Annotated in this window: 20 protein-coding genes and 1 riboswitch; of the genes, 18 read left to right on the plus strand and 2 right to left on the minus strand. The window is 37.0% G+C overall.

All coding sequences use genetic code 11. The features are described 5' to 3' along the window. Nucleotide 1 precedes the first annotated feature (1 nt). From EK386_RS04430 to EK386_RS04460, 7 genes are all read left to right on the plus strand, one after another. Nucleotides 2-1,195, plus strand: a complete 1,194-nt coding sequence (locus tag EK386_RS04430) for a CbiX/SirB N-terminal domain-containing protein (RefSeq protein WP_126657816.1) — start codon at nt 2-4, stop codon at nt 1,193-1,195. Nucleotides 1,196-1,270: 75 nt separating this feature from the next. Next, nucleotides 1,271-1,451: riboswitch (cobalamin riboswitch) on the plus strand. Nucleotides 1,452-1,572: 121 nt separating this feature from the next. Further along, the gene (locus EK386_RS04435) at nt 1,573-2,316 is read left to right on the plus strand and encodes an energy-coupling factor ABC transporter permease (protein WP_126657817.1); all 744 of its coding nucleotides are present in this window, start codon (nt 1,573-1,575) and stop codon (nt 2,314-2,316) included. A gap of 1 nt (nt 2,317) precedes the next feature. Then, the gene (locus EK386_RS04440) at nt 2,318-2,608 is read left to right on the plus strand and encodes an energy-coupling factor ABC transporter substrate-binding protein (protein ID WP_126657818.1); all 291 of its coding nucleotides are present in this window, start codon (nt 2,318-2,320) and stop codon (nt 2,606-2,608) included. Further along, nucleotides 2,595-3,374 carry a cobalt ECF transporter T component CbiQ gene (cbiQ, locus tag EK386_RS04445; protein ID WP_126657819.1) on the plus strand — a complete coding sequence of 260 codons (780 nt, stop codon included), beginning with the start codon at nt 2,595-2,597 and terminating at the stop codon, nt 3,372-3,374. Before EK386_RS04440 ends, cbiQ begins: the two co-directional genes overlap by 14 nt. A 12-nt stretch (nt 3,375-3,386) precedes the next feature. Then, entirely contained in the window at nt 3,387-4,250 is an 864-nt protein-coding gene (locus EK386_RS04450; RefSeq protein WP_158674368.1) for an energy-coupling factor ABC transporter ATP-binding protein, read from the plus strand. Nucleotides 4,251-4,356: 106 nt separating this feature from the next. Further along, nucleotides 4,357-4,680 (plus strand): hypothetical protein, encoded by a 324-nt coding sequence (locus EK386_RS04455; RefSeq protein ID WP_126657821.1) that lies wholly within the window; start codon nt 4,357-4,359, stop codon nt 4,678-4,680. A gap of 63 nt (nt 4,681-4,743) precedes the next feature. After that, nucleotides 4,744-6,057, plus strand: coding sequence for a copper resistance CopC/CopD family protein (locus EK386_RS04460; RefSeq protein ID WP_126657822.1), 1,314 nt, complete (start codon nt 4,744-4,746; stop codon nt 6,055-6,057). Between the two features lies 1 nt (nt 6,058). Here the strand turns inward: EK386_RS04460 and EK386_RS04465 are convergent, their stop codons facing one another. After that, nucleotides 6,059-6,466: a hypothetical protein gene (locus EK386_RS04465; protein WP_246027578.1), complete on the minus strand. Its 408-nt coding sequence runs from the start codon at nt 6,464-6,466 to the stop codon at nt 6,059-6,061. 76 nt (nt 6,467-6,542) lie between these two features. On the opposite strand from EK386_RS04465, the gene EK386_RS04470 reads away from it, so the two are divergent. The 10 genes from EK386_RS04470 (at nt 6,543) to EK386_RS04515 (ending at nt 17,963) form a co-directional block, all read left to right on the plus strand. Beyond that, nucleotides 6,543-7,238 (plus strand): hypothetical protein, encoded by a 696-nt coding sequence (locus EK386_RS04470; RefSeq protein ID WP_126657824.1) that lies wholly within the window; start codon nt 6,543-6,545, stop codon nt 7,236-7,238. Between the two features lie 125 nt (nt 7,239-7,363). Then, nucleotides 7,364-7,669, plus strand: coding sequence for a hypothetical protein (locus EK386_RS04475; protein ID WP_126657825.1), 306 nt, complete (start codon nt 7,364-7,366; stop codon nt 7,667-7,669). A gap of 24 nt (nt 7,670-7,693) precedes the next feature. After that, complete coding sequence (locus tag EK386_RS04480; protein WP_126657826.1) at nt 7,694-8,020, plus strand: hypothetical protein; 327 nt, start codon at nt 7,694-7,696, stop codon at nt 8,018-8,020. Beyond that, nucleotides 8,013-11,843, plus strand: a complete 3,831-nt coding sequence (locus EK386_RS04485) for a multicopper oxidase domain-containing protein (protein ID WP_126657827.1) — start codon at nt 8,013-8,015, stop codon at nt 11,841-11,843. The genes EK386_RS04480 and EK386_RS04485 overlap by 8 nt, the downstream gene beginning before the upstream one ends. Continuing rightward, a complete protein-coding gene (locus tag EK386_RS04490; RefSeq protein ID WP_126657828.1) occupies nt 11,830-12,681 on the plus strand; it encodes a hypothetical protein in 852 nt (283 codons plus the stop codon). The genes EK386_RS04485 and EK386_RS04490 overlap by 14 nt, the downstream gene beginning before the upstream one ends. A 492-nt stretch (nt 12,682-13,173) precedes the next feature. After that, on the plus strand, nt 13,174-14,532 hold the full coding sequence (locus tag EK386_RS04495) for an aspartate kinase (RefSeq protein ID WP_126657829.1): 1,359 nt from the start codon (nt 13,174-13,176) through the stop codon (nt 14,530-14,532). Nucleotides 14,533-14,728: 196 nt separating this feature from the next. Next, nucleotides 14,729-15,277: a DoxX family protein gene (locus EK386_RS04500; RefSeq protein WP_126657830.1), complete on the plus strand. Its 549-nt coding sequence runs from the start codon at nt 14,729-14,731 to the stop codon at nt 15,275-15,277. Between the two features lie 106 nt (nt 15,278-15,383). After that, nucleotides 15,384-15,905, plus strand: a complete 522-nt coding sequence (locus tag EK386_RS04505; RefSeq protein WP_126657831.1) for a tubby C-terminal domain-like protein — start codon at nt 15,384-15,386, stop codon at nt 15,903-15,905. Nucleotides 15,906-15,921: 16 nt separating this feature from the next. After that, nucleotides 15,922-16,155 carry a thymidylate synthase gene (locus tag EK386_RS04510; protein WP_126657832.1) on the plus strand — a complete coding sequence of 78 codons (234 nt, stop codon included), beginning with the start codon at nt 15,922-15,924 and terminating at the stop codon, nt 16,153-16,155. A 206-nt stretch (nt 16,156-16,361) separates the two neighbouring features. Beyond that, nucleotides 16,362-17,963, plus strand: coding sequence for a Na/Pi cotransporter family protein (locus EK386_RS04515; RefSeq protein ID WP_126657833.1), 1,602 nt, complete (start codon nt 16,362-16,364; stop codon nt 17,961-17,963). A gap of 239 nt (nt 17,964-18,202) precedes the next feature. Here the strand turns inward: EK386_RS04515 and EK386_RS04520 are convergent, their stop codons facing one another. Beyond that, nucleotides 18,203-18,937, minus strand: coding sequence for a YqcI/YcgG family protein (locus EK386_RS04520; protein WP_126657834.1), 735 nt, complete (start codon nt 18,935-18,937; stop codon nt 18,203-18,205). A gap of 1,016 nt (nt 18,938-19,953) precedes the next feature. Here EK386_RS04520 and EK386_RS04525 point away from each other — a divergent pair. Beyond that, nucleotides 19,954-21,531 (plus strand): FAD-dependent oxidoreductase, encoded by a 1,578-nt coding sequence (locus EK386_RS04525; protein ID WP_126657835.1) that lies wholly within the window; start codon nt 19,954-19,956, stop codon nt 21,529-21,531. The last annotated feature ends 219 nt before the right edge of the window (nt 21,532-21,750 follow it).

Genomic DNA, 21,750 nt, shown 5'->3' on the forward strand with positions numbered 1-21,750 from the left:
TATGACAACTTGGAATTTAACCCCTATGCAACGACATGTTTTAATTTGCAATGGAGCGACATGTATGGGGGCTGGAGCAGAAGAAGTAACACAGCAAATTCGTGATGAAATTCGAATCAATAAGCTGGATGACGTTATTCATACATCTCGAACTCGTTGTAATGGACGTTGTAAAGATAAATGTGTAGTCATTGATTATCCAAAAGGTACATGGTATTCCGTACAACAAGAAAAGACAGCACGAGCAATTGTACATGAAAATGTCTCCTATGAAAATATTATTTATTCGATGGAACAAGGAGTACGACTACGGGGCGATTCACGTATTAAAGGGATTGATAAGTACCGTCAACGAAAGGGTAAAAAACATCCGGCAGTGTTATTTGTTGGACATGGTAGTCGTCTTGAAGCTGGGAATGAGGAAGTGCGCCAATTTATCGAGCAAATGCGTTCGAAAATGGATCCATCGTTACTAGTAGAAACATGCTTTTTAGAATTTGCTTCACCAAATATAGACGATGGGATACAACGGTGTATTGAACTTGGCGCAGATGAAATTCACGTAATCCCGATTATTTTATTGCACGCTGGTCACTCGAAGCTTCATATACCAGCTGAAATTGAGGAAGCAAGGCATCAATTCCCAGAAATTCGTTTTACATATGGGCAAACGATTGGGATACATGATGAAATTTTTACGATTTTAAAAGAGCGTTTACAGGAAGTAGGTTTTGATGCAAACGCTACTAATGAGCATACCGCTATTTTACTGATTGCCCGTGGTAGTAGTGATGTGGATGCGAAAGAAAGCTTTTATCAAATTTCTAGCATTCTAGCAGAGCAAGTGAATGTTCCGATTTTTGAAAGTGCCTTTATGGGGGTAACAACGCCGACTGTAGGACAGGGAATTGCTCGCTGTGTCGAGTTAGGCGCGAAAAAAATCATTATGCTACCGTACTTTTTATTTACAGGAATATTAATGGAACGTATGGCACGTATGGCGCAGGAGTTTTCGGCTAGCTATGCTAGTGTTGAAATTGTGATTGCAGATTATTTTGGTTATCATCCGAAATTACAAAATGTGTTGCTAGAGCGTTTACAACAGGCGATGGATGGAACTTCAACAGGGATGCAAGACTTAGAAAATTTCCGTCAATATGTAAAAGAATATGGATATGAGCATCATCATCATTGATTCACTATTATTAATCTAGGTATTTTAAATATTGAAAATTACAAAATTGTTATATCGGAATAGTATTGTATGACGACAATAGAATAGATTTTTGGTGCTTTTATGAAAGCTTAATAGGGAAGACGGTGAAAGTCCGTCGCTGTCCCGCAACTGTAATTTGGAGCGTTTCTCTTTTATACCACTGCAATCCATTTGTGGGAAGGTGAGAACCGTGTTGAAGAAAAGCCAGGAGACCTACCAAAAATAATGAAATTTAACCTACGAGGATAGGTGCTAAAATAAGCAATATTTGTTGCTTTTTTGTAACGCACTTTTCTCCTGGAAAGTGTTTTTTAATACACTTTTTACCATCATTAACTAAAAAAGGAGAAAAAACGATGAAAGAATTAGTACCAAAGCTTGCATATTTCACAATAGTATTGTTATTTATTCCAAAGCAAGCGTACGCCATGCACATTATGGAAGGATTTTTACCAATTGGTTGGGCCATTTTTTGGTTTGCACTGTGCCTTCCGTTTTTAGTAAAAGGAGTTAAGGCGATCCGTACAGTGGTCAAAGAGAATCCTGAAACGAAATTATTACTAGCATTATCAGGTGCCTTTACATTCGTTTTATCCGCTCTAAAAATACCATCTGTAACTGGTAGTTGTTCACATCCTACTGGTGTTGGGCTTGGTTCGATTTTATTTGGACCTTTTGTCATGAGTGTTTTAGGTTCAATCGTTTTATTATTCCAATCGTTATTATTAGCGCATGGGGGTTTAACAACATTAGGGGCAAACATTTTCTCAATGGCCATTGTTGGACCACTCATTGCGATTGGGGTATTTAAATTAGCAACAAAATGGGGTCTATCCTTTAGTGTTACGGTATTTTTGGCAGCCATGTTAGGGGATTTAGGTACATATGTAATGACTTCATTCCAATTAGCATTAGCATTCCCAGCTGAGGTTGGAGGTTTCGCTGGATCCTTCCAAAAATTCTCAAGTATTTTCGCGCTAACACAAGTTCCGTTAGCAGTTAGTGAAGGGTTATTAACCGTTATGATTATGAATTTTATCCAAAAATACAATATGAGTGAACTTATTAAATTACGTATTTTGAAGGTAAAGGAGAGCTAATATGTTAAAGAAAAATTTATTATTATTATTAGCAGTTGTTGTTTTAGCGCTTTTACCGATTGTATTTTTACAAGATGCTGAGTTTGGTGGAGCAGATGGTGAAGCAGAAGAGGCGATTACAGAAATTGCAAGTGATTACGAGCCATGGTTTACTGCGATTTGGGAGCCGCCAAGTGGTGAAATAGAAAGTTTATTATTCGTACTACAAGGTGTCATTGGCGCATTAATTATCGGCTATTTTATAGGTTATATGCGCGGAAAGTACGCAAAGAATACCAATGCTAAACATTGATTATATCGCTCATCATAATGGACTTCAAAAAGTAGCGGCGGGTCAAAAGCTGTTACTTAGTATCGGTGCATTGCTCATAGTGACGGTTTCAAGGAATAATAGCGTTGCACTTTGGACACTACTCGTTATGAGTAGTGTCATTGTGTTTTATGCGAAAATTCCATTGAAGGCGTATGTAACACTGATGCTGGCTCCGCTTGGATTTAGCTTAGCAGGTATAGTGACCATCGTCGTTTCTATTTCATTTACGAATGAAGTAAATACCGATATGTTATGGCATCTGTTTACACCATTTGCAACCCTTTATATTTTGCCTAGTGATGTAGATCGTGCAATAAATATTTTTTTAGTTGCCTTTAGTGCATCGAGCTGTTTATATTTACTAATTTTGACGACGCCCATCTATGAAATTAGTCCGATCTTATTGAAATGTAAAGTGCCAACGATTGTTATTGAACTAATTGAGCTTATATATCGTTTTATTTTTATTTTTTTACAAGCATCAATGCAACTTTACACAGCACAACAGGCAAGATTAGGTTACAAAAGTTATAAAATGAGTTTTCAATCACTCGTGCTATTAATTAGCGTGTTATTTCGCTCAATCTTTTTTCATTACGAAAAGATGACATTAGCGATGAAATCACGGAATATTGAGCATTTTATTATCCCAGATGTTTATTTACTAAAGAAAAAGTGGCAGAGGTTACCACTAATTTTGTTCATTGTTTATGTATTTGTAGCAATCGGATTAATTTTTGTATAGGGAGGAATGAAAATGACTGCATCGTATTTTTCCTTTGAACACGTATCGTTTCTTTATTCTGATGGGACGCAAGCAATTAATGATATTTCATTAACCATTCCAGTTGGAAATAAAATTGCCATTTTGGGGGAAAATGGCTCTGGAAAATCAACTTTATTTAAATTATTGATGGGCTTAGAACGTCCAACAAAAGGGACAATCCTATTTAAAGGGAAGCCTCTAAAGTACAATAAAAGTGGACTACAGCAGCTACGCCAACAAGTAGGCTTAGTGTTTCAAGAAGCGGATCATCAATTATTTGCTTCTACAGTAAAGCAAGATATATTGTATGGACCCCTTAATCTTGATTGGTCTATTGAAAAGATAACTTCACAAGTGGACAAGGCGATCGCCTTAACGGAGCTGGAGGAATTAGAAAATCGTCCAATTCATTTTTTAAGTGGTGGTCAAAAGAAGCGTGTGGCGATTGCAGGTGTTTATGCGATGGAGCCGAAAGTTTTAATTTTAGATGAACCAACGAGTAGTCTAGATTATTATTTTTCAACACAATTGACCGATTATTTGAAAAAGCTTGATACGGATGATCGAACATTTTTATATTCCACACATCAAATTAATTTAGTGTATGAATGGGCAGATTATTATATTGTACTTCATAAAGGTAAGGTAATCTATGTAGGAGAGCGAGATGCTTTGTTTACGAATGACGCATTATTACAACAGGCGCATATTGAGAAACCTTGGATTGTTTCTGTAACGCAAATGCTACAAAATAGTGATCCACAATGGGGGAACATCGCAATGCCCCATTCCAAGGAAGCACTTGTTGCTCAAATTGTTGCGTTGCAAAAAAAGGAAGATCTTATCTCCATTTAGGCACTATATTGTAGTTTAAAGTGAATCAATAGCATTGGCCTTTTTCTGTTAAGTGTTTTGGCATATATTAATGGCAATCTTAACATTGAAAGGAGGAGTACTTTAAATGCTGTCTCTTCACTATAAAGGCCAAATCAAAGCGAATCCTTGTACATGTCATAAAAAACATTGTTGTTGTCTCCATGTCAACTTAGCAGGATTGACCGATCATTTAAATTATAAACTAGTGAAATATCGAAAAATTCCTGTAAAAATAACAGCCAATAATGGATATACACTGACAGGAAAGATCCATCAAGTAGGGATTGACTATATTGAGATAAAAAAAGAGAATGACACGATTGTAACCATACTGAAAGATAAAGTAGATCGTATTAAATGGTTAAAAGAAGCATGTGAATCCGATGAAGTAGGAAATACCACACTATAAGACCTAAGGAAAATGGAAAGCGTTGAATAAGATAGATAATAGTAAAAAGAAAGGGATTTTGTCATGAGAGCCTTTAAAATACCTATTACTATTTTATTTATGACGCTTTTTTTTGCTGCTTTTGGTCATTCGGTTGTATGGGGTCATTCATTTGTGACCGAAGAATCTCCTGCTAAAAATAGTACGCAAGAGTCTTCACCAACAGAGATCCAGCTCATCTTTAATAGTAAAGTAGAGAAGGATTTTTCACTAAAGCTACTCGATGAAAATCAACAAGAAATTCAGTATGTAACAAAAAACATAGATAGTGAGCAAAAACAAATTTCTATACAAATCCCCCCATTACCATCTAGCAAATATACAGTAGAATATTACGTCATTTCTTCAAACGATGGGCATCCAATTCGAGGATCCTATCAATTTCAAGTGAAGGTAAAAGAAGAGCCAGTACCTCCTAATACACATAGTGAACAAGAAATGATACCAAAACCATATGTTCCACCAATAGACAAAATCGAAGTCCCGCAAACTCAACCACAACCAGAGCCGATAAACAATTACCCGCAAGCATCAGAATGGATTATTTATTTTATGAAAGCCTTGTATTTTTTTGGGCTTGTCCTTGTAATTGGCTGGGTTCTTTTGTTTCGATTGGTCATCCATAAATATCCGAAAGCAATAAAAGAGCCGTTTTTATTTTGGGGAACAATTCTCCAAATGGTTCATTTAGTAGGTTTAATCTCGGTAATATTAATCCAATTTAATATTTTTTCGTTAAATGGCCTCTCCTTTACATTCGATTCTCCCTTTGAAACGATTTTTACCGCGTTGTGGATCATTTCACTTTTCATGGCGTTACTAGGGTTTATATTTTTATTTAAAAGTATTTGGTTTGACGTCGTTTGGGTGCTGATCATCGTACTAAGTAAAAGTTTAAATGGGCATGCATTTGAGTTTGAACCAAAATATGTATTAGTGATCACGGATAGTATTCATTTACTTGCCGCTTCACTTTGGGCTTCTGGCCTTACGCTTCTGATCATTCTTTGGCGTAAAGAAACATTGTATGTCAACGAGTTTTTACCTATTTTTTCAAAAATGGCCTTCTATAGTATAGGTGTTTTATCGATTACAGGAACCTCTATTACGGTAATTTATGCCCCATCTATTAACCTACTCTTAACAACATGGGGGATATTACTATTGATTAAAATCCTACTTGTCTGTCTCGTAATTGGAATGGGATTTATTATTCGACGGAAAATGAAAAAAATGAACATAGCGGATTTATCAAAATGGATTGTTGTAGACTTTACACTGATGCTCTTAATTCTCATCATCGTTTCCATTTTCACGTATTTAAATCCGCTACAATAAATTAAGAGCGAATGGAAAAACAAAGTAAACAGTAGGATGCATACACAAGGATCGTACAAAATGTAACGAGAGACAAATCCGCAATCACACCAATCATCGGCCCCATAATCCCTGCCATAAGACCACTTGAAACGCCTGATAATAATGTTTGGTAATCGACTAACGCACCAAAGATTGCCCCGATGACAATGGCGATAATCGTAGCAACAATTGTAATCAGGGAATAATGACCTGGAAACGAATAGCCGAGTAATGTACCGACAGCGATCCCCATCACGCCACCACTTGTCATTGCAATGTTCATGCCAAGATGATAACTAATTAAATATTTTTTCTTATATAAATAAGAATAGGAAACGGCACTAACGAAGAAGTAGCTTATGAAAATAATCAAAATAAATAGATTCAAATCAATCAACTCCTCCCTAACAGTGTATGTATGATGCATTAAGACTGGTGACAACTAAAAAAAAGGAAGGATGCAGATGAACCGTCTCTATGAAAAGGAATACCCTGAGCTCAAGAAAGAAGATCACTATACGTCCCCTGCAAGCTCATTACCATTACATGAATTAAAAATGCTTCAAGACTATATTCATAGCGCCAATTTGCAGCACTTGGGGGCAAAACTGCCGAATGCTAAGAAACAAATGATTTTATTAAAATTTTTTAAATCAAAGAAAAATCAGTTAGTGGAAGTGTATTCGAGAAATGGAGAAGAGGTTATCCATACAGTAGGGAAGGTAGCGGTTGTAGGTAGAAATTTTGTCATGCTGAAAACGTTATTTACCCGCTATTGGATTCCATTCACTTCGATCCATTCCGCAAAGACACCATTCGGATTACCCGATGTTCCAGGGAGCCACCAACATGTCGTTATTGATCAAGAACTAAGGAGAAAATTACTAACAAACTTTGGTGATACGGTGGCTAGTAAAGAAGCATTAAGACAACAATTTTTTGAAGAGCTTCTGGAGACAAATTTAAAAAGCTGGAAGGGGACAAAATTAATCATTCTCGCTGGAAAATCGTATCACAACAGAATTCGTGATATTCAAAAGGGAGTTGTGCTATTAAAGGGAAATAATAAAATCCCGATCCACAAAATTCAGTACATGAAACAAACAAGAATGATGTCGTTTATCGAACGTATTTTTACTAAATGGTTTAAAAAGCTTTGAGTCCTCCAATGGCTTAGGAGGACTTTTTTCTTTTAGTAGAAAGTAAGAGGATTTCTATCTTTTATAAAATTAGTGATTTAGTTTATTTCATTTACTCAAATTACCATATGATAGGGTGATTATAAATGGGAGGTGAAAATATTTTGGAAGGACCAATTTTAGACGAAAATAAATTATTTGAAGAGATGTTAGGAAAAACGATTTTACTCGTTACACAAAGTAAACAATTAAGTATTTTAGGGCAAACATTCCGACCAATATTTACGGGGAAAGTTGTGAAAGTAACAAATGGCTACCTCACGTTAAACCCGGTGATTATCAAAATGCATAATGCTCCTTTTTATAAATTCCCCACGCCACTTAGTTTTCCATTTGAGCATATTTCACTCTTCACCGAATTTGATATGGATCGAAAAATCCCACTGATCTAATAAATTACAGAAAGGATGCAAACTATGAATGAGGACTTAGCGAAAATCGCCGATCAACTCGGGGATGGAATGACAAACATCAATGATATTCGTTATTCGGTAGTATCTGGGCATTTTCAAAATAATCCGGGAAAACGGGCGTTACTGTTAATCTTTCCTTTTCCATTTTTAATCATTGGAAAAATCGTAGACGTTGTCAGCGATTTTGTCGTGATCAAAGCGGAAGTAACGAATGTAACGGAACTTGATGATGAAGAATTTCGTGTTCATTTAGACGATATTGAAGTTTTTTATATTGAACAACCGGATGGGCCAAAGATTCCAGACATTCGGACTGGTAAACATGCTTAGGAAATTTCATATTGTCGCTATTCCAATCCGAATTGTTGTCAATCGATTTGGCGATCACGACCCAGACGGCATGATGTATGTATTAAAAGAAAATGAAAGTAGAATTAAAAAGAAAGTGGAGCTTAATCCTTTTTCAACAGTAGATGAAGTTGAACCGTTAGTGATTCGGGCCAATGTGGGCGATGAAATAGAGGTACTATTTGAAAATCAATTGCCTTTTAATACGGGGATTCATATTCAAAGTGTCGAGTATGATGTGATGACTTCTGATGGAGCATTTGTCGGATTAAACAAGGATACAACTATTGGAAAGGGAGAAACCATTCTTTATAAATGGGAAGCGGATGTAGAAGGAATTCACTTTTTCGCTGATTTAGGTAATCCACTATCAAGTGAGCAAGGAAGCAATGTACATGGGTTGTTTGGCGCATTGTTTGTGGAACCTAGAGGATCGTGGTGGACAGATCCTATCACAGGCAAACCCATCAATAGCGGTGCTTTCGCGGATGTTCATAATCCACTGTTACCATCCTTTCGAGAGTACGGTTGGTTTTTCCATGATGAAATGGAAGTGGATGATTTAACCGGTCAAAAGCCAATTAGTCCACATACTCTTCAACCAGAGGCAACACACCTTGTCAATTACCGCGCAGAACCAATGAGAAATCGCATGCGGTTGATCCAAGAAGGGGTCGTTTGTCCGGATTGTGAAGGGGAAGAAGTTCATCATGATTCCTGGGTTTTTGGAGACCCAGACACACCAATACTACGTGCGTATGTAGGAGATCCAATAAAAATTCGCCTTGTTCATGGTGGTACACAAGAAACGCACTCGTTCCATTATCATGTGCATCAATGGTTATTTGAAGCAACGGATATGGACTCAGAAATAGTAGATGTTCAGGCAATTTCACCACAAGCACAGTTTACGGTTTCACCAATGTATGGGGCAGGGAGTTTGCATGGGGCAATAGGGGATGCGATTATCCATTGTCACTTATACCCGCACTTTGGCGAAGGGATGTGGGGTATGCAACGAACATTTGATACATTGCAAGATGGCACTATGTGTTATCCAAATGGTGTACAAATTAAAGCACTTCAACCACTTCCAGATCGACCGCTTCCGCCAAAACCCACACTCGATCGACCAGGCTTTCCAAACTTTATACCGGGCATTCCTGGATTTAAAGCACCACGTCCTCCATTAGGTATTGAAAATGGCAGAGAACCGACAATTATTGAACGAAACCATTTTGCGCCAAATGCGGTACCGGGTGCAGTGTTTGTCAATCCAGCACCTGAAAATGCACCAGTTCGGAATTATGATGTCGTATTAATGCAAATGCCGATTGTGTATAACAATCAAGGCTGGCATGATCCAGAAGGACGCCTATATGTTCTAGCGGAAGATGAAGAGGATGTAAGATGCGGTAGAAAAAAACCAGAGCCCCTCGTTATTCGAGCAAATGCTGGGGAAGTGGTACGTTTTAGATATACGAATAAGTTGCCTGAAACGATAGGGGGCAATGCCTTCCAATTAGTCAATCGAACGTATGAAGCTGGTATGCATGTTCATTTCGTAAAGTTTGACGTTCTTGTAGCAGATGGTGCAAATGTTGGTTGGAATTATGATTCTGGCATTCTCCCGGGTGAAACAATTGAATATCAATGGTACGCAGATGTGGAATTAAAATGTACGTTTTGGCATGACCATTTATTTGCCAATGAACATCAACAACATGGTGTTTTTGCTAGCATTAATATACAAGCAAGAGGTTCCGAGTATTTAGACCCTTATACTGGTAAGGAAATAAACGCCGGGACACAGGCGATGATTACAAATAAATTGATTCCAGATTTTAGAGAAATTAATTTGTTTGTGCATGATTTTGCTTTACTGTTTGATAAAGATGGATGTCCATTAAATCCTCCTCCTTTCCCTGGTTCACCAGATGATCCAGGTGTAATGGGTGTGAACTATCGAAATGAGCCAATCCAATTCCGGTTAAAAGAGCCAGATTGTGATCCTGCATATGTATTTAGCTCGTGGGTGCATGGAGATCCTGTGACACCTCTGCTTGAAACATATAATGGCGATCCTGTTCGAGTAAGGCTCATTCAAGGTGCACATGAAGAATCGCATAGTTTTAATCTTCACCGACAAAGATGGTATAGGGAGCGCCCAGATTTAGATTCAGAGCTCGACCAACAGCAACATATCGTCATCGCTGAAACCTTCACATTGGAATTTAACATGGAAGGTGAAGGGGATTTTGATATGCTGTATCATTTTGGGACATTAGAGGATATTTGGTTAGGGAACTGGGGCATCTTCCGCTCCTATGAAAAAAGGGTAAAACACTTAAAACCATTACCTGATCGTGAGGTTCCTGAAAAAAGAGAGAAGCCGTTACCTAAACGAACAGGGAAGAAACCTCCAATGGCTGTGCTTGGTCAATACGATTACCCACCGAATGCCAAAGTGAGAAAATATGAGGTGGTAGCCTTAAATACAAGGATTGATTATAACGATGAAGGGGATCATGATCCATTCGGTATCGTCTTTGCCTTGAAAAAAGACGTAAAAGATATTTTATCTGGGAAGCTAAACCCTGAACCACTCATAATTCGTGCAAATGTTGGGGAATATGTGGAAGTGACTTTAACGAATAACCTAACTGGCGTAGATCATCATGATGGAATACACGGCTATCCGGAAGTACCAGTGGATGCGTTTTTCCCACCGTCGAACCGTATTTCCATGCATGCGCAACTCGTACAATACGATGTTCGCCATTCTGATGGGGCAACGGTTGGATTTAATGATGATCAAACAATTGGTCCTGGCGAAAGTATTACCTATCGATGGTACATTGATCAAGATATCGGTTGTGTGAATTTATGGGATATGGCAGACATTCGAAATCATCGTCACCATGGAGCATTTGGGATGTTAATTGCAGAACCTAGAGGATCAAAATATTTAGATTCAAAATCAAGAAAAGAAGTAACTACTGGCAGCCAAGTGATTATCTCGACACCTCTTCTTCCTGAATTTAGAGAGTTTGCTCTTTTAATGCATGATGGTGTAAGACTGCTTGATAAAAATGGTGAGCTGATTATAGATCCAGATCCACTGTTCTTTGGGGAACAACCTGAAGAGGAAGAACCTGATTTTGAAGACCGAGGCTCAAGAGGGTTTAACTATCGGTACGAACCTTTTAGAAATCGTGTGGAAGAGTTTAAGGATATTCACAAAGTATTTAGTTCCAAAGTTTATGAAGATCCAAGTACACCAGTATTCTTAGCCTATCCAAATGATCCAGTAATTTTCCGATTAACTTCCCCTGCTGATCGTGCAAGAGCTCGTTCATTTGTGCTTCACGGACATAAGTTCAATAGAAGTGAAGATGATATTAATTCATCTGTTATTTCGGTGCGCGGTCAATATGCCGTCGGAGGAAATGACGACTTCCATCTGCATTATGGAGCAGGTAGTTTATTTGGAAGAGCAGGAGATTATATGTATCGATCGGGTAATATTCGATGGGATGTTGAATTAGGACTTTGGGGCATTTTCCGAGTACTGGAACATAAAACGAATCAGCTAGCTCCATTAGAAGTGTATTCAGAAAATCGTGACGATAAAAGAGCGTTTTCTACAATGAAAAAATATGTTAGCCGTGCGATAAAAAGTGTCCAATTATCAAAGGATATATTGGGAAGAAAAGTCATTCTCTCAGCGTTACCACCAAAGCAAAGTGCTCGAAATACCCATTCACCAGAAAAGAATGAAGGTGTTCAAAATGAGACGTTGTAAAACATGTCATAATCGTAAATGTACCTGTCATAAATTAAACGATGCTAGTCATCACATTAGTAACAATCAGCCACCGATTAAACCAGTTGATTTATTTGGCTCACCTTTTAATTGTAAAAAACAAAAAAAGACACCTCGATTCACTTCACCGAATAGTCCTCTTTCTGCTGATGAGTTAAATGAATTGCAAGCTTGTATTGAAGAAGTAAATGATTTGCTCAGATCGCTCGGTTCGGAGAGTAATCCGAATAATACCCGACAATTACAACTTCATTTTTTTAATTTGAGAGGGGAAATTGTGAAAGCGCAAATCCTCACTACTCCAGTTGAAGATGAAGGCGATACAGACGAAGGTGAGGAGGAGCAAGAACGAATCGATATGGATGGTTCGGATTGTCACGGGAAGATTTTAAATAAAATCGGAAAACTAGCTACTGCAGGACGAGATTTTATTCAAATGAATGAAGTTGGTTCCGCAACATTTATTTTGTATGAACATTTACTCTCTGTTACAAGAGAAAACAAATGTGAATATGATAAAGCAATAGTCCCTGAATTTCATGATGCATCGCAAGAAATGAGACGAGAATTGGCATTTAACTTCGGTGAATTTGTCACAAAAGATACGGAACTATTGAATTTATTTTTTGGCATCCCATTATACCTCCATCTAAAAAAATATTTAGGGAAAGATGTGAAGGTGAAAGTTGCGGAAGGTTGCATCTTTGGTACGTTAATTGCAACGAATGCTAATAAAATTAATCTAGTAAATAATACAGGAGAAATCGAATTTAGTTTAAAGGATATCTATTATATAGAAGTAATAAATATTAAATAATAGAAAATTTGATATTTACAATTATTTCTACCTTGCACCTTTGTAAACTTAGTATATAATTAGTTTGTTAAATTGAATAATGGCACTTTAAAGCATTAAAATACTAAATCGTGTACATCGCAAAAAACGATGTGCACGGTTTTATTTTCAATTTACAATCTTATGTTGGATAGGCAAATACGCTATCAATATACACAGATGTACATATAATATAGTGAATTTAAAAGTTATAAATACAAAGAAGTACATGTTTTATAAAGAATGGCCATTAGATGAGAATATATGGGGCTAACTATATTTGCCACTTATAGGCTTATTGATTTAACCAATATTAATGTTATGACGAATTGATAACTAAATTTTATCATAATTTGGTAAAAATATTATCGTTTTCTATAAATAGTCTTGACGTACGTTTATAAAATTTGTACACTGTGAACAATCAAATGTTTTTTCGGAAAATACAATCTTGAATAGTAAGGATTTGGTGAAATGATAGTATGTAAATTTGGTGGTACGTCTGTTGCAAATGCAGAGCAAATTAAAAAAGTAGCAAATATTGTGAAATCTAATCCGGATCGAAAAATCGTTGCCGTTTCCGCCCCAGGAAAACGTTATGGTGATGATATAAAAGTAACAGATCTTTTAATTGATTTAGCAGATGCAGCCTTAAACAATGGCGATGTAACGAATAAATTACAAAATGTAGTCAATCGATATAAAGAAATTACAGATGAATTAGGTTTAGATCAAACAGTTTGTGATGTGATTGCAAAAGACTTGCAAGAGCGTGTTGCTTCAGATAAATCTAAGCAAGAATTATTTATTGATAATATTAAGGCAAGTGGTGAAGATAATAACGCAAAATTAATTGCGGAATACTTCAACGCCATTGGACTACGTGCAAAATATGTAAGTCCAAAAGACCGTTTAGTGGTAAACGACTTACCAGAACGTACAATGGCTCTTCCAGAAGCGTATGACAATTTAAAAGATTTAGGAAATGGGGACGAAATCGTCGTATTCCCTGGATTCTTCGGTTATACAAGAGAGGGCATTTTACGTACTTTTGATCGCGGTGGTTCAGATATTACAGGATCGATTTTAGCGGCTGCAGTAAAAGCAGATCTTTATGAAAACTTTACAGATGTAGACTGTGTATTTTCTGCAAATCCTAAGGTGGTAAATGACCCAGTTGGTATTTCAGAAATTACTTATCGTGAAATGCGTGAGTTATCGTATTCAGGTTTCTCCGTATTCCATGATGAAGCGTTAATGCCTGTTTTTAAATTAGGTATCCCTGTAACGGTTAAAAATACAAATAACCCATCTGCACCTGGAACAAAAATTTTACCAGTGCGCCAACCAAATGGCCGCCCTGTAACAGGTATTTCTGCAGATAGTGGATTTTCTATATTATATGTATCTAAATATTTAATGAATCGTGAAGTTGGTTTTGGACGTAAACTTCTACAAATTATTGAAGAAGAGCATATTTCTTATGACCATACGCCATCAGGATTGGATGATATATCAGTCGTTATCCGTTCAAACCAATTAACACCAGCTGCTGAAGAACGCATCTTAAAGCGTGTTAAAGAAGAGCTACATGCCGATGATGTTCATTTCCGTCACGGATTCTCGATGATCGTGATTGTTGGGGAAGGAATGCGTAACAATACAGGTCTTGCTGCACGTGCTGCATCTGCCATCTCAAGAACAGGTGCAAATATCGAAATGATTAATCAAGGTTCATCGGAAGTAAGTCTTGTATTTGGTGTTTTACAACAATCAGAAAACCAAATTTTGCGTGCCCTGTACGACGAGTTTTTTTCGCTAGTTTCATTGTAAAGTGCCAGGCACCGAAACAATTCTGATAATTTAATACAATTTATAAGGTTCTACAGGAATTCCACTGTAGAACCTTTTTATATGAAATATTCTTCTCAAATTGGTGAACAGATATTGAAAAATTTACCTTAATTTCCAGAACCTATAGCATATTATATAGCTATCTATTTATAATAATGGAAGAGGAGGGGAAAATGTGAGTAAAAAAGAGATTATTTATATAAAAGAAAATCCAGTTTCTCAATTTTTATTTAGTGATACCCGTTCAGCCATTTTTTGGCTTCTCGTTCGTCTATATGTTGGATACGCTTGGTTAAAAGCAGGATGGGGAAAAATACATAATGATGCCTGGATCGGGGAAAATGGGGGAGCTGCAGTTGCGGGGTTTGTACAAGGCGCGATTGCAAAGTCGACAGAAACGAAAGATGTTGCCGGATGGTATGCGACATTTCTAGAAAATATGGTCCTGCCCAATGCAAAAGGGTTCGCATTTATCGTAGCTTATGGTGAGGTGTTAGTTGGGCTTGGTTTAATCGTAGGCCTTTTAACAGGAATTGCTGCATTTTTCGGCGCGTTAATGAATGTCAGTTTCTTATTTGCGGGTACAGTGAGTACGAATCCGATTTTATTTATCCTTGCCACTTGGCTAGTTCTTGCATGGAAAGTTGCGGGTTGGTATGGATTGGATCGGTTTGCATTACCGAAACTAGGTACACCATGGAGTAAGATTGATACCGATGATTAGTAGGACGAGCTTTGTGCAAAACGTACAGAGCTTTTTCTCATTTTTGCATGAAATCTATTGTATAATCTAAGGTAGAATTGACACGCGCCATATAAGAGGAGATACCATGCACTATAACTATACACACCCAAAAGAAATTGAATATACAGGTGAAATTCAAGTATTTGACGAAAAGGGACAACTTGTAGCCATTTCAAAACGTATTTATGATAATCAATTTAAACAAAAATTAGATCGCATGTTCGATTATCGATATTTTTTAAAATACGATATATATAACGCGAACAATGAAAAAGAATTGATAATAAAAAAAATTAGCCGAAGAGGAAAGCTTTGGTATGAAGCAGTCGATACAAAGCGGCAAAAAACCTACATTATTTCTTATGAAAATTGGCGAATCGGCATACCAGAGCTTTATATATCTGACGGTGAAATCAAAATTCAAATTAATAAAGAGATGGAAGATTGGTCCGAGTTTGTATTCGAAAATGAAATCATCGCAAAATGGAAAGCTGAATTTAAGGACGACCAATTTGAAATGACATTAGTTATTCATGACAACAGCCCGTTGCAAAATGTTGCATTTTTTATAGGGGTTTGCCAAGCGACTTTGTTTGTCGGAGCGTAGAAGGAGATAAGTGACTATGAATGTTGTATTTGTTTTAACAAGAACTGGTGAAGAAGTACTGGAAATGGTTTCGACGGATGTTGCAGGATTACTTGCAGCAGTAAAAGGTGAAAACGTTACCTTCCCTTTTGGAACTTATAAATATGATTTCCACACGTTAGATCATTATTTAGTAGAAGGTGTTTATCGCCAAGAGCTTGTGATTTATTTAAAGGAAGAAGAAAAAGAAATCATCAATGAAATCTTATAATGTTTGACCATCATTCATATGGTGAAAAAAGGCGTTCTTTTTGGACGTCTTTTTTTATTCCCATTTATCGTGAACACGAATGGATAAAGGGGAACCTTTCTCGAGGGAGGGTCATACTCTCTGAATAACAACCTTCATTTATTAAAAAAGTATTTTAGAATATAAGTTTACACAGAAATAAACTAACGTCAGAGGGAGGATATGTATTGATTACCGTATTTGGAGGTATTGGCATTTTTTTAATCGGCATGTCGATGCTGACAAATGGTTTGAAGGAAATTGCCGGTGAAGCCTTAAAAAAGTGGTTAAACAAAATTACGAGAGGCCCCATGTCTTCTTTATTTACCGGTCTTTTCATGACGATTATTATGCAATCTTCCACAGCAACAACATTATTGACAGTGGGATTTGTTAGTGCAGGTTTAATTTCCTTTGTTCAATCGATTGGCGTAATTATTGGGGCCAATATTGGTAGTACTAGCACAGGTTGGCTCATTTCACTTCTAGGGTTTAAAATTAGTCTTCAATCCCTGTCTCTACCGATTATAGGGTTGGGCGCTTTCATGCAGTTGATTGCCCCTTATAATATAAGAAAATATGGTGGTGTTTTAGTCGGTTTTGGTCTGTTGTTTTTAGGAATTGACCTTCTACAACAAGGGATGAATTCTGCACAAGCACTGATTCCTTTTGATTTAGTTAAAACAGACTCATTTTTTTCGATTTTGCTATTAATTGTTATTGGGATTGTCATGACGATTATTATGCAAGCTTCGAGCGCGGCAATGGCAGCAACGTTAGCGGCACTATTTTCAGGAGCGATTGATTATGAACAAGCTGCCTATTTAGTCATCGGGCAAAATATTGGAACGACAGCAACGGCCATTTTTGCTGCAATTGGCTCATCAATCGCCGCAAAAAGAACAGCAATTACTCACTTACTATTCAATGTAATTACTGCCATTATCGTAACAATCTTTTTTAAATACATACTACTATTCACAGAATCCATTACTATATGGATGACGGGTAGTATTGATGAGACGCTAGGATTAGCCATTTTCCATACACTATTTAGTATGATAGGTGCACTTTTATTTTTCCCATTTATTCGTCCATTTGCATCGCTTTTAGAAAAGTTATTGCCAGAGAAGGCCAATGCTCTAACAAGAAATTTAGACTCAAATTTAGTTTCTGTACCGTCTGCGGCATTAGAGGTTTGTTATACCGCGTTATTGCAAATGATGAAACAACTGACACGTGCGATGTTGGAATTTATTGAATCAAGAAAAGTAACACCTAGTTTCGAAAAAAAGGTGGCAGAAGTAGAAGAAGCGATTGACATTACCCGAAAATTTTTAGATTTAGTCCAATCAAATTCTTCAAAATTACGCAATAAACATATCGATATTTTACATGTCTTAGATCATTTAAGTCGATTAACCAAAGTTTTAAGAGAGCAACAAAAGTTTGAAGCCATTAAGTTCCAGAAGACCATTATGAATCAAGTACATGAAACGATGTTTGAAGTAGAGGTACTTTTTGATGAAAAAGAGAAAATCTTTGAAGTCGAAAAAATCTTTGAGCAGACATCGGAAAAAATAGCAGCTGAACGAAAAAGACGTCGAAATGAATATTTTGAACGAACTGTAGAAAACGCTACACAAATACAAGTGGCTTTCTCGAAGGTGGAGTCGATTTTATGGATTGATCGCCTCGTGTACCATTACTGGCGTGCAACTGCGCGGATGGCGATGTTTTGTTCCTTCGAAAAAAATAATGATTCACAAAACCAACCGCTGCAAAAATGAAAATAAAGTTGCGCTTCAATGGGGAACTGAACGTGAATAAGTAGTAAAACAAAAACAGGAGAAACAAGAAAGAAGTGAGGAATTCTTTTCTTGTTCTCCTGTTTTTTTATATGGATGAAAGGTGGTGGGAAATCTGTATAAAGATTGAAATATCAAGGGCTTAAAGAGATTGTAGAGCTGGATTTTTAAAGCATTGTAAAAAATCAAAAAACAATGAAGGGGTATGTCTGGGCTTGATTTTATGCTTGTGATTTATGGTGAAATGGACATTTGCCTTGAATTGGCTCAATATCATCACCGATAAAGAATTGCTTCCATTCATTATGCGTCGGGTCACCGAAATGGCCGATATCTGGGTGTTTAGGCAACTGATCCCATGCTTCTACACGTTTACGAACTTTTTCCCGTGACATAATACCACCTTTTTCAGTTCCTTCTAACCCTTCAAATATCTTGCGGGGCTGGAATCCAAGAACCATCGAATTTCCTAGATGACGTGTCTTTCGTTTCTTATATGCAGGAGCATTTCCGAATACGAAGATTGGCTCTCCATGGAATCGAAAATCCCATAAATAGTGCTCTGGGTCGCGAGGACTTTCTTCCGGCCATTCTATTTCGTCAATTTCATGTAAGTATTGGAGGATCTCCCAAAATTGCTTTCGGTAATCTTCAATAGAACCTTCTTGCTCGAAAGGCTCTACAAATACAAAAAGACCGTGTTTCTTGTAGTTTGGTAATTGAAATAAATATAGAAAGTCTTTCAATGCAACTGGTAAATTACCCCAATCACCTTGAGTGATATAAGCATAGCGAAGCTCTCCTTTTTGTTCGCCACTCATTCCAAAAAAACATGGGAACGTTTTATCCGTTACCGTGTTATGAAAAGTTTCATATTCTTTATAAAGCCAGCTTGGCAAGTCTGTTCTAGTATGAAAATCTTCTTTTGTTAATAAAGCTGGTTTCTTCGTAATCATATGGTCGCCTCCAACTCAAATACATTGTCAAAATGAATATGGAACACTTTAAAAAGTCTTCTTATGTGAACCTCAATACACGTTAATCTTCAGCTTCGACAGCATGGATATCAAGTGTTGGAGGTCGACTTTTCCTAGATCATTAAATCAGGTGGGTCATTCCGATGTTGTTGAATGCTAATTGTGCCGCCATTAAGAAAACAGTCCATAGTATCTTATTAGGAGAACATTCTATTTATGCAATGATGAAGTTAAAACAGAGAGCTATATGATTGAAGTTGAAGTAAATACAAAAGTGAAGGGTTATTGCTTACGAAACCATTTAAAATATAGAGTTAGTACATTTCATAACAAGCGAATAAATGAGACCTATAGTCGGAAATGCCCAAATAATAAATATTCATATTATTATTGGTTAGTAAGGTCGGTTGCGTCGTCGTGGAGGGTATACAGGATATACTGGGAAGGGTGGGTAGTATGGGTATGGATATGGGTAGTGCTGTCGGTGCCTTCGTCTTCGATGACGTCTTCCATAAGAATCATACCAATCCTCATAGTCACTATGACCATAATTATTATAACGATTATAATATTGCATATTTTTTACCTCCTTTCGAAGTATATTATGCCAAGAGAGAATAATAGTAAGATACATCTACCTAAACCTATTATTCTTATTTCTCATATGTTTAGAAGGTACAGTAAGTCTAATAAATGCTAATAATAAGTTATTTACTTATATAAAGGCATGTAAATTTGCTAAAGAACATATTCAGTTTGTTTTATTGAAAAGTCGAAATTACCTGTCTACTGTTTATTGAATGTATAGTATGTAGAAAATAAAAAACCCGGAAATTGAATTTCCGGGTTTGATTACACTTACTATTTATCCTCTATGACACACTGCCTCGTTTTTCATTGTTAAAAACACTCTTTATTCTATTGCGTGAATAATTAATAGACAAATGGAAACTCTAGTATCATCTTTGTAAAAATTTTGATATGGAGGAATTATCATGTCTCAACATAACCAAGGGGAAGGAAAATTACCGCAAAATCCTGAGCCATATTGGAGAGAGTTTATTGATTTACCGGAGTTTCCTCAATTAAATGAAGATATTGACGTTGATGTTGTCATTGTGGGGGGCGGGATTACTGGCCTCACATCTGCTTATCTCTTAGTAAATGAAGGGTTAAAAGTCGCAGTTTTGGAAGCGGATAAATTATTAAATGGTACAACTGGTCACACAACAGCAAAAATCACGGCACAGCATGATTTAATCTATGATGAATTTTTGCATAACTTTGGAAGAAGTAAGGCACGTTTATATTATGAAGCAAATACAGATGCATTAAACTTTATAAGAAAAACAGTAGAAGAACATCAAATTGATTGCGATTTACAAGAGGAAGACGCGTATATTTATGCTACTACGGACGATTATGCAAGTAAGCTTGAAAAGGAAGCAAAGGCTTATGAAACAATTGGGATTGATGGAGAGTTAGTAGATAGCATTCCTTTTAACATCGACATTAAAAAGGCACTCATTATGAAAAATCAGGCACAGTTTCATCCGATTAAATACCTTGCGCATTTAATTGACATTATTAAGGAAAAGGGTGGCCTTATTTTTGAACAGACAACAGCGGTAAATGTTGAAACCGGGGAACAGCCAACTGTCCTTACGCGTGAAGGACAACGCGTTACTGGCAACTATGTTCTGTCATGCTCACACTTTCCGTTCTATGAAGGATTAGGTCTATTCTCTACAAGAATGTACGCCGATCGTTCCTACATCATTGCGGTGAAAACAAAGGAACAGTACCCTGGTGGAATGTATATTAGCGCCGATCAGCCTACACGTTCTCTGCGTTCAACGTCAATTAATAATGAAGAAATGATTTTAATAGGTGGAGAAAGCCATAAGACGGGGCAAGGAATGGATACAATGGAACATTATAAGGCCCTCGAGACGTTTGGCGAGCAAGTTTTTGGCCTTGAGGAAATCGCCTATCGATGGTCTGCGCAGGATTTAGTTACGTTAGATAAAATCCCTTATATCGGGGAGATCACTTCGGGTCAACGAAACATATTGGTGGCTACCGGTTATAGAAAATGGGGCATGACAAATGGAACAGCTGCAGCCCTTTTGTTTAAAGATATCATTAAAGGTGAGAAGAACACCTATCAAAGTTTATATTCTCCCGGACGTTTCTACGCACATCCTAGTCTAAAAAACTTCCTTGTTTCAAATGCGGACGTGGTGAAGCATCTCATTAAAGGGAAGATCGAAACCTCGGATAAAAATATTGACAACTTAGCCAATGACGAAGGGGCTGTCATTACTGTAAATGGGCACCGAAAAGGAGCTTATAAAGATGAGGAAGGAAACGTGCATATCGTTGATACGACTTGTACCCACATCGGATGTGAAGTGGAGTGGAACAGTGGTGAACGTTCTTGGGATTGCCCGTGTCATGGCTCAAGGTTCTCCTATACTGGTGAGGTTTTAGAAGGTCCAGCTGAAAAGCCGTTACAAAAATATGATTATACAATGTTGGATAACCTGACGTCGGAGGACTCTGGGTATTAATAATTATGTACAACAAAAGTGGCGTGGCTAAACCGCGAAACTAAACAATAAGAAAGCATCGGAAACAATCTAACCCGTTCAGTTCAGTGGTACAAACATTCGAATTAGCAAGGTTTTTATATCTAAAATAGCAATCCAATTAGCATATGTATTGATGCTTTTTTTGACAAAGAAAAGAGGCTGGGACAAAACAAAAAATCACCATTTTCCTTTTATGGA

The sequence above is a fragment of the Lysinibacillus antri genome (assembly GCF_003977595.1).
In the GTDB taxonomy this organism is placed as follows: domain Bacteria; phylum Bacillota; class Bacilli; order Bacillales_A; family Planococcaceae; genus Ureibacillus; species Ureibacillus antri.

Coding starts and splice junctions, on each gene's coding strand:
- EK386_RS04430 (WP_126657816.1), top strand. CDS start 2: ATGACAACTTGGAATTTAACCCCTATGCAACGACATGTTTTAATTTGC.
- EK386_RS04435 (WP_126657817.1), top strand. CDS start 1,573: ATGAAAGAATTAGTACCAAAGCTTGCATATTTCACAATAGTATTGTTA.
- EK386_RS04440 (WP_126657818.1), top strand. CDS start 2,318: ATGTTAAAGAAAAATTTATTATTATTATTAGCAGTTGTTGTTTTAGCG.
- cbiQ (WP_126657819.1), top strand. CDS start 2,595: ATGCTAAACATTGATTATATCGCTCATCATAATGGACTTCAAAAAGTA.
- EK386_RS04450 (WP_158674368.1), top strand. CDS start 3,387: ATGACTGCATCGTATTTTTCCTTTGAACACGTATCGTTTCTTTATTCT.
- EK386_RS04455 (WP_126657821.1), top strand. CDS start 4,357: ATGCTGTCTCTTCACTATAAAGGCCAAATCAAAGCGAATCCTTGTACA.
- EK386_RS04460 (WP_126657822.1), top strand. CDS start 4,744: ATGAGAGCCTTTAAAATACCTATTACTATTTTATTTATGACGCTTTTT.
- EK386_RS04470 (WP_126657824.1), top strand. CDS start 6,543: ATGAACCGTCTCTATGAAAAGGAATACCCTGAGCTCAAGAAAGAAGAT.
- EK386_RS04475 (WP_126657825.1), top strand. CDS start 7,364: ATGGGAGGTGAAAATATTTTGGAAGGACCAATTTTAGACGAAAATAAA.
- EK386_RS04480 (WP_126657826.1), top strand. CDS start 7,694: ATGAATGAGGACTTAGCGAAAATCGCCGATCAACTCGGGGATGGAATG.
- EK386_RS04485 (WP_126657827.1), top strand. CDS start 8,013: ATGCTTAGGAAATTTCATATTGTCGCTATTCCAATCCGAATTGTTGTC.
- EK386_RS04490 (WP_126657828.1), top strand. CDS start 11,830: ATGAGACGTTGTAAAACATGTCATAATCGTAAATGTACCTGTCATAAA.
- EK386_RS04495 (WP_126657829.1), top strand. CDS start 13,174: ATGATAGTATGTAAATTTGGTGGTACGTCTGTTGCAAATGCAGAGCAA.
- EK386_RS04505 (WP_126657831.1), top strand. CDS start 15,384: ATGCACTATAACTATACACACCCAAAAGAAATTGAATATACAGGTGAA.
- EK386_RS04510 (WP_126657832.1), top strand. CDS start 15,922: ATGAATGTTGTATTTGTTTTAACAAGAACTGGTGAAGAAGTACTGGAA.
- EK386_RS04520 (WP_126657834.1), bottom strand. CDS start 18,937: ATGATTACGAAGAAACCAGCTTTATTAACAAAAGAAGATTTTCATACT.
- EK386_RS04525 (WP_126657835.1), top strand. CDS start 19,954: ATGTCTCAACATAACCAAGGGGAAGGAAAATTACCGCAAAATCCTGAG.